4 protein-coding genes are annotated in these 6,470 nt (G+C 63.5%); 2 read left to right on the top strand and 2 right to left on the bottom strand.

The window, feature by feature from the left end; translation table 11 throughout:
* Nucleotides 1-430 precede the first annotated feature (430 nt).
* Nucleotides 431-715 carry a helix-turn-helix transcriptional regulator gene (locus HUW43_RS14005; protein ID WP_188237979.1) on the top strand — a complete coding sequence of 95 codons (285 nt, stop codon included), beginning with the start codon at nucleotides 431-433 and terminating at the stop codon, nucleotides 713-715.
* Here HUW43_RS14005 and HUW43_RS14000 read toward each other — a convergent pair.
* Complete coding sequence (locus HUW43_RS14000) at nucleotides 681-1,937, bottom strand: tyrosine-type recombinase/integrase (protein WP_188237978.1); 1,257 nt, start codon at nucleotides 1,935-1,937, stop codon at nucleotides 681-683. The two genes, HUW43_RS14005 and HUW43_RS14000, sit on opposite strands and share 35 nt — an antisense overlap.
* A 294-nt stretch (nucleotides 1,938-2,231) precedes the next feature.
* Nucleotides 2,232-3,818, bottom strand: coding sequence for a glutamine-hydrolyzing GMP synthase (gene guaA, locus HUW43_RS13995; RefSeq protein ID WP_188237977.1), 1,587 nt, complete (start codon nucleotides 3,816-3,818; stop codon nucleotides 2,232-2,234).
* 195 nt (nucleotides 3,819-4,013) lie between these two features.
* Between guaA and HUW43_RS13990 the strand changes: the two genes are divergently transcribed.
* Nucleotides 4,014-6,422: a TonB-dependent receptor plug domain-containing protein gene (locus tag HUW43_RS13990; RefSeq protein WP_188237976.1), complete on the top strand. Its 2,409-nt coding sequence runs from the start codon at nucleotides 4,014-4,016 to the stop codon at nucleotides 6,420-6,422.
* Nucleotides 6,423-6,470: the final 48 nt, after the last annotated feature.

Here is a 6,470-nt window from a genome sequence, read left to right as displayed (position 1 = left end):
ATCTCGCCCAACTCATGCCATGGTCCACCGTGGCCTGAAAACACCGGTTACGCCCATTGAGCGAAGCTTGGCGTAGCGCTCCGGGCCAACCCGCGTGGGTTGCCCTGAACCATCAGTATCCGGATGGGGCGGACCGTGAGGCGCCCTCGTTCAATAGAACTTTGGCATCTGCGCTATTTCGTCGCTGCATCGGAGCATGGCAGCTTCCGCAAGGCCGGGGCCGCACGTGGGGATTCACGAATGCTCGTCGACTTCTTGGCCGAGAATTCTCTTCTCGCACTGAGCGTCATGCAAAGGCGATCTGCCGTTATCGTCCCTCCGATTTGCACCCTACAGTGCGATACTGCCGCATTAGCCTTCGAAGGGGCTTCCGCAGTCGAGATCTATCATTCTCTATCGTTGTATATGCAATCCAATGAGGAGATAGAGGATGAGCCACTCGGATCAGTTGACGCTTCGAAAATCGATCAGGCGACATCAACTGCGTGAGATGGTCCCGCTCGCCGATAGCACTATCTACGAGATGGAGCAGCGGGGCGAATTCCCAAGGCGCTTTGCACTGTCGCCCCGCTGCATCGTATGGGACCTTGCCGAGGTTCAGGCATGGCTGGAGAGCCGTCGCGCGGCTCCTGTCAAACGGGCCAAGCACCCGGACGTACGGCAGCGGAAAACCCGGCCTGTCAAAGCGCCGGATCAAGCTCAAGCAGCGTCATAGCGGGCGGCACGAGAACCGGCACGCGCTTTTTCCCCTCGAGCCAGGCATCAACGATGTCCGCCCATTCTTGCAGCATATGGCGGCGCTGCACCTCGTATTCCGCCTTGTTGTAAACTCCGCGAGATGACCGGCCATCCTCATGGGCGAGGCATTTCTCGATCCAGTCGCTGTTGAAGCCGAGCTCGTTCAAAAGTGTCGATCCGGTGCGTCTCAGATCGTGAACCGTAAACGGCTCAAGAGGGAGTCCCTCCTTCTTCGCCTGTTCGACCACCGAGTAGGTCACTCGGTTGAAGGTCGCCCGCGACATTGGCGCGTCGGCATCGTAGCGCGACGGCAACAGATACCGCGAATTGCCAGCGCAGGTCTTCAGCGCGATCATGATGTCTAAGGTCTGCCGCGAGAGATAGACGTTGTGAGGCTTCGAGCGCTTCATCCTCTCCTTTGGGATGGTCCAGACAGCATTCTCGAAATCCACCTCGTCCCATACCGCGTCCTGCAGTTCGCTCTTCCGCACCATCGTCAGGAGGTAGAGCTTCATACCTAACCGGATGGTCGGCAGCGTAGGAACGTGCTCGAGTTGCTTGAGCATGATGCGAATTTCCGCCGGTGACAGCGCGCGGTCTCTCGGCGCGAACGTCGCAATCGCGGCGGGCCCGACCTCATCCGCGGGATTAGGCACCTTCTCTCCATGCAGGATTGCGAAGCCGTAGATCTGCTTCAGGATGTCCCGAACATGGATCGCTGTGGCCGGGGCGCCGCGCTCGACGATCTTGGCGCAGTGTGTTCGCAGATCGTCCGGCGTGATTTCGGTAAGCAGGCGATTGCGCCAGACAGGGAGCAGCTCACGCTCGAAGATGGCGCGGCGCATGGCTCTGGTGCTGTCCGCCATCGGAGCATTCACCAGCCATTTCTCACCGAACTCGCCGAAGCTCTTGGCCTCTTTCAGGCGACGCTTCTCGCGCTGCTTCTCGATCGCCGGTGAACGCCCCTCTCTGATCGCCCGCCGCGCATCCAGGCACAGCTCCCGCGCCCGCGCGAGCGAAATGCCATCACGCCCATACTTGCCGAGATAGACCGTTTCGCGCCGCCCATTCAGCCGATAGTCCAGCCGGAAGGATATCTGTCCTGACGGCATGACGCGGACATACATGCCGTCGCGATCCGCGACCTTGTAGATTTTGTCTTTTGGTCTCAAGGCCTTGATTGCTGCGTCCGTCAGCATTGCCGTATCACCTCCGAAAAAGTACCGTCACGCGGTTTTTGGGAGGCTCGCGCCTGAAAATGCGCGTTCTTACAATGGCTTAAGCCAAAAAAAGTACCGTCACGAGCCTCAGTTCCCGTGACGGTACTTTCAAAATCAGCAGGGATCAATATGAGCAAGGGCCGTCAGCCGTGACGGTACTCGCGATCTATGCCCACCGATAGGTATCGATAGGCACAGTCAGGAAGATTATTTTTCTTCAGTGGGTTACGTCGAGTTTCGGCGTAGAATCGGCGGCGTTCGGATGGGCCTGAATCATTCCCACTCGATCGTCCCCGGCGGCTTGGATGTATAGTCATAGACCACGCGGTTGATGCCCTGCACCTCGTTGATGATGCGCGTCGCGCAGCGGCTGAGGAAAGCGGCGTCGAAAGGGTAGATGTCGGCGGTCATGCCGTCGGTCGAGGTGACGGCGCGCAGCGCGCAGACATGGTCGTATGTCCGCCCGTCGCCCATCACGCCGACGGTTTTGACGGGAAGCAGCACCGCGAACGCCTGCCAGATCGCGTCGTAAAGACCCGCATTGCGGATTTCCTCTAGGTAAACGGCGTCAGCCTTGCGAAGAATGTCGCAGCGTTCCTTGCTGACTTCGCCCGGAATGCGGATCGCGAGGCCGGGGCCGGGGAAAGGGTGGCGGCCGACGAAAATGTCGGGCAGGCCGAGTTCCCTGCCGAGCAGGCGCACCTCGTCCTTGAACAGCTCGCGCAAGGGTTCGACCAGTTTCATGTTCATGCGTTCGGGCAGGCCGCCGACATTGTGGTGGCTCTTGATCGTCACGCTCGGCCCGCCGGTGAACGAGACCGATTCGATCACGTCGGGATAGAGCGTGCCTTGCGCGAGGAAGTCGGCGCCGCCGATCTTCTTTGCCTGTTCCTCGAACACATTGATGAACTCGGCGCCGATGAACTTGCGTTTCGCCTCGGGGTCGGTGACGCCCGCCAGGCCGGCCATGAAGCGTTCCTCGGCGTCCACGACGACCAGCGGGATGTTGTAATGGTCACGGAACAGCCGCTCGACCTGCTCGCGCTCGTTCATGCGCAAGAGGCCGTGGTCGACGAAGACGCAGGTGAGCCGTTCGCCGATCGCTTCGTGAATCAGCACCGCCGCGACCGCGCTGTCGACCCCGCCCGACAGGCCGCACAGCACGCGCTGGTCGCCGACCTGCGCCCGGATTTCGGCGATTTTCGTGGCGCGGAACTCGGCCATCGTCCAGTCGCCCGAACAGCCGCAGACGTGGCGGACGAAATTGGCGATCAGCTTGGCCCCGTCGGGCGTGTGGACGACCTCGGGGTGGAACTGGGTGCCATAATAGCGGCGCGCGTCGTCGGCGATGAGGGCAAAGGGCGCGCCGTCGCTGACCGCGACGATGCGGAAACCGGGCGCGAACTGGGTGACGCGGTCGCCGTGGCTCATCCACACCTGATGCCGCTCGCCGACCGCCCACAATCCGTCGAACAGCACGCAGGGCTCGGTGACGGTCAGGAAGGCGCGGCCGAACTCGCCGTCGCGCGTCCCGTCGACGCCGCCGGGTTCGACGCGGCCGCCGAGCTGCTGGCTCATGACCTGCTGCCCGTAACAAATGCCCAGGATGGGCAGGCCGCTGTCGAACACCGATTGCGGTGCCCGCGGGCTGCCGGGTGCGGGGACCGATGCGGGCGAGCCCGATAAAATGATGCCCTTGGGCTGCATCCTCTTCAGCGCGGCTTCGGCGGCGCTGAACGGGACGATCTCGCTATAGACGCCCGCCTCGCGGACGCGGCGGGCGATAAGCTGGGTGACTTGCGATCCGAAGTCGATGATCAGGATCGATTCAGGGGCGGCGGAGGGTTCGGGAGTCGGCATGGCTGGCCGATAAGGAAGCCGGGCGATGCTGTCCAGCGGTCGATATGCGCCGCCCGTCGAACCGGCATAGCCCCCGACACATTGTTGCGACAATTGCGACATAAGTGAACGCCGCGCAAAGTCTGGCGTCAGCGGGCGTTAAGCCCTGCCTGCGCAAATGAAAAGCAAGACAGAACAGAAACAAGGCTCTCCCCCATGAATCATGTCCGTCTTTCCCTTTCGGTGCGCGCTGCCTTGCTGGCGGCCGGGGCGTCGTTTGCGCTGCCCGCGTCGGCGGAGGCATCGGTCGAGTCATCAGTCGCTGCGGCAGTGGCCGACCAGCCCGCCGATCAGGCCCCGGCGGCGCCCGAAACGGTCGAGGATGCCTATGACGATTATGCCGAGGACGAGATCGTCGTCACCGCGCCGCGCCTTGCGGGCCAGCTCGATACCGACATCAGGGCCGAGGCCGAACTCGATGAAGCCGCAATCGCCAGCTATGGCGTGTCGAACGTTTCCGAACTGCTCGACGCACTGGCGCCGCAGACGCGATCGGGGCGCGGCCGCGGCAGCGGGCGGCCGGTCATCCTGGTCAACGGGCGCCGTATCGGCGGCTTTGGCGAAGTGCGCAACCTGCCCCCCGAAGCGATCGCCAAGGTCGAGGTGTTCCCCGAAGAGGTCGCGCTGCAATATGGCTATTCGGCCGACGAACGCGTCGTCAACCTGGTGCTCAAGCCCAATTTCCGGCAGCTTTCGGTCGAGGCCGAAGGCGGCATCCCGACGCAGGGCGGCCGTTTCCAGAGCGAGATCGAGCCGAGCTTCCTTGCGATCACCGACAGCAGCCGGATCAATGTCGATGCAGGCTGGGAACGCAAGTCAATGCTGCGCGAAAGCGAGCGCGACCTCGATTATGACGATCCGGCGCAGGCGGCCGAAGCCCCCGCGCGCAGCCTGCTCGGCGCGTCGGACGAATATCGGATCGACGCGACGGTTCAGCGCAGCCTGAGCAAGACCACCGATGCGTCGATCAATCTGCGGTTCGACCAGACCGACACGCTGTCGCTGCTCGGCCCCGGTCCCGGCGGCGTGGCCGATCCGCTGGAACGCGACAGCCGCGCGCGCAACCTGACATCGACCGCCAGCATCAACGGGATGCTCGGCGACTGGCGTTGGTCGGTCACCGGCAATTATGCCGACGCCGACCAGCGGACCTTCACCGATCGCATCGACGGTTCGGTCGATCGTTTCGACAGCAGCCAGCAGACATTCGGCGGCAACGCCAACCTGTCGGGCACGGTGACCGAAGGCTGGGCGGGACCGATCCGCCTGTCGATGACCGGCAGCTATTCGGGGCTGCGTTTCGACAGCCGGTCGCAGCGCGCCGACGGCGTGACCACCACCGACCTGTCGCGCGACCTGCCCGGCGTGTTCGGATCGCTCACCGTGCCGCTGCTCGATCCCGATTACGCGGTCGGCAAGATAGGCACCCTGTCGCTGACGCTGAGCGGACAGGTGCAGAACCCAAGCGATTTCGAGGCGCTCAAAAGCTGGGGCGCGAACCTCAACTGGGGCATCACCGACAGCCTGTCGCTGATCGCGAGCTTCAACAGCGATGAAGCCGCGCCGGGCATCCAGCAGCTTGGCGCTGCCCCGCTGGTGACCCCCGCGGTGACCTACTATGACTTTTCGACCGGCCAGACGGTGCAGATCACGACGACGACCGGCGGCAATCCCTTCCTGCTCGCCGAACAGCGCCGCGACCTCAAGCTCGGACTCAACTGGTCGCCGCCGATGATCGAGGGGCTCAATCTGTCGGTCAATTACAACCGCAACAAAAGCTATGACACGGCGAACAGCTTTCCCTTGCTTACGCCCGAGATCGAGGCGGCCTTTCCCGACCGCGTGACGCGCGATGCGAATGGCGTGCTCGTCGCGCTCGACCAGCGGCCGGTCAATTTCGACCGCGCCGAAAATTCGCAGATCCGCTGGGGTCTCAACTTCGGCAAGAGCTTTGGGCAGCCCGAATCGCGCGTCGGACCGCGCGGCGAGCGCGGCGGTCCCGGCTTCGGCGGTCCGCGCGGCGGCGGCCCACGCGCGGGCGGTCCCGGCGGTCCCGGCGGTCTCGGCAGGATGTTCGGCGGTCCGCAGGGCGGGCGCTGGCAGGTCTCGCTCTATCACACGGTAAAGCTTACCGACACGGTGCTCATCCGTCCCGGCGTGCCCGAACTCGACCTGCTGGACGGGTCGGCGACGGGCAGCGGCGGCGGGTCGAATCGCCACCTCCTCGAACTCGACGGCGGTGTCTTCTACAAGGGCGTGGGCGTGCGGCTGAGCGCGAAATATGACAGCGGCAGCACGGTGACCGGCGGCAGCGCGGGCGACCTGGATTTCGGCGACCTCGCAACCTTCGACCTGCGCTTCTTCGTCAACCTCGACCAGCAGCCGAAATTGACCGGCGCGCTGCCCTTCCTCAAAGGCTCGCGCCTTCGCCTCGCCATCGACAATGTCTTCGACGCCCAGCGCAAGATCACCGACGCGAACGGTGTGGTCCCGCTGAATTATCAGCCGGGTTTTATCGATCCCTTGGGCCGCTATATCGAGCTGGAGTGGCGCAAGACCTTCTAGGCCGTAGATCTGTAATTGCAGAGCTAGGCGGTGCGATCCCTCGAGGGT

The organism is Sphingopyxis sp. LK2115 (assembly GCF_014595975.1).
Taxonomy (GTDB): Bacteria; Pseudomonadota; Alphaproteobacteria; order Sphingomonadales; family Sphingomonadaceae; genus Sphingopyxis.
Note: the sequence above shows the minus strand (reverse complement) of the source record. Positions and strands in the feature narration are given on the sequence as shown.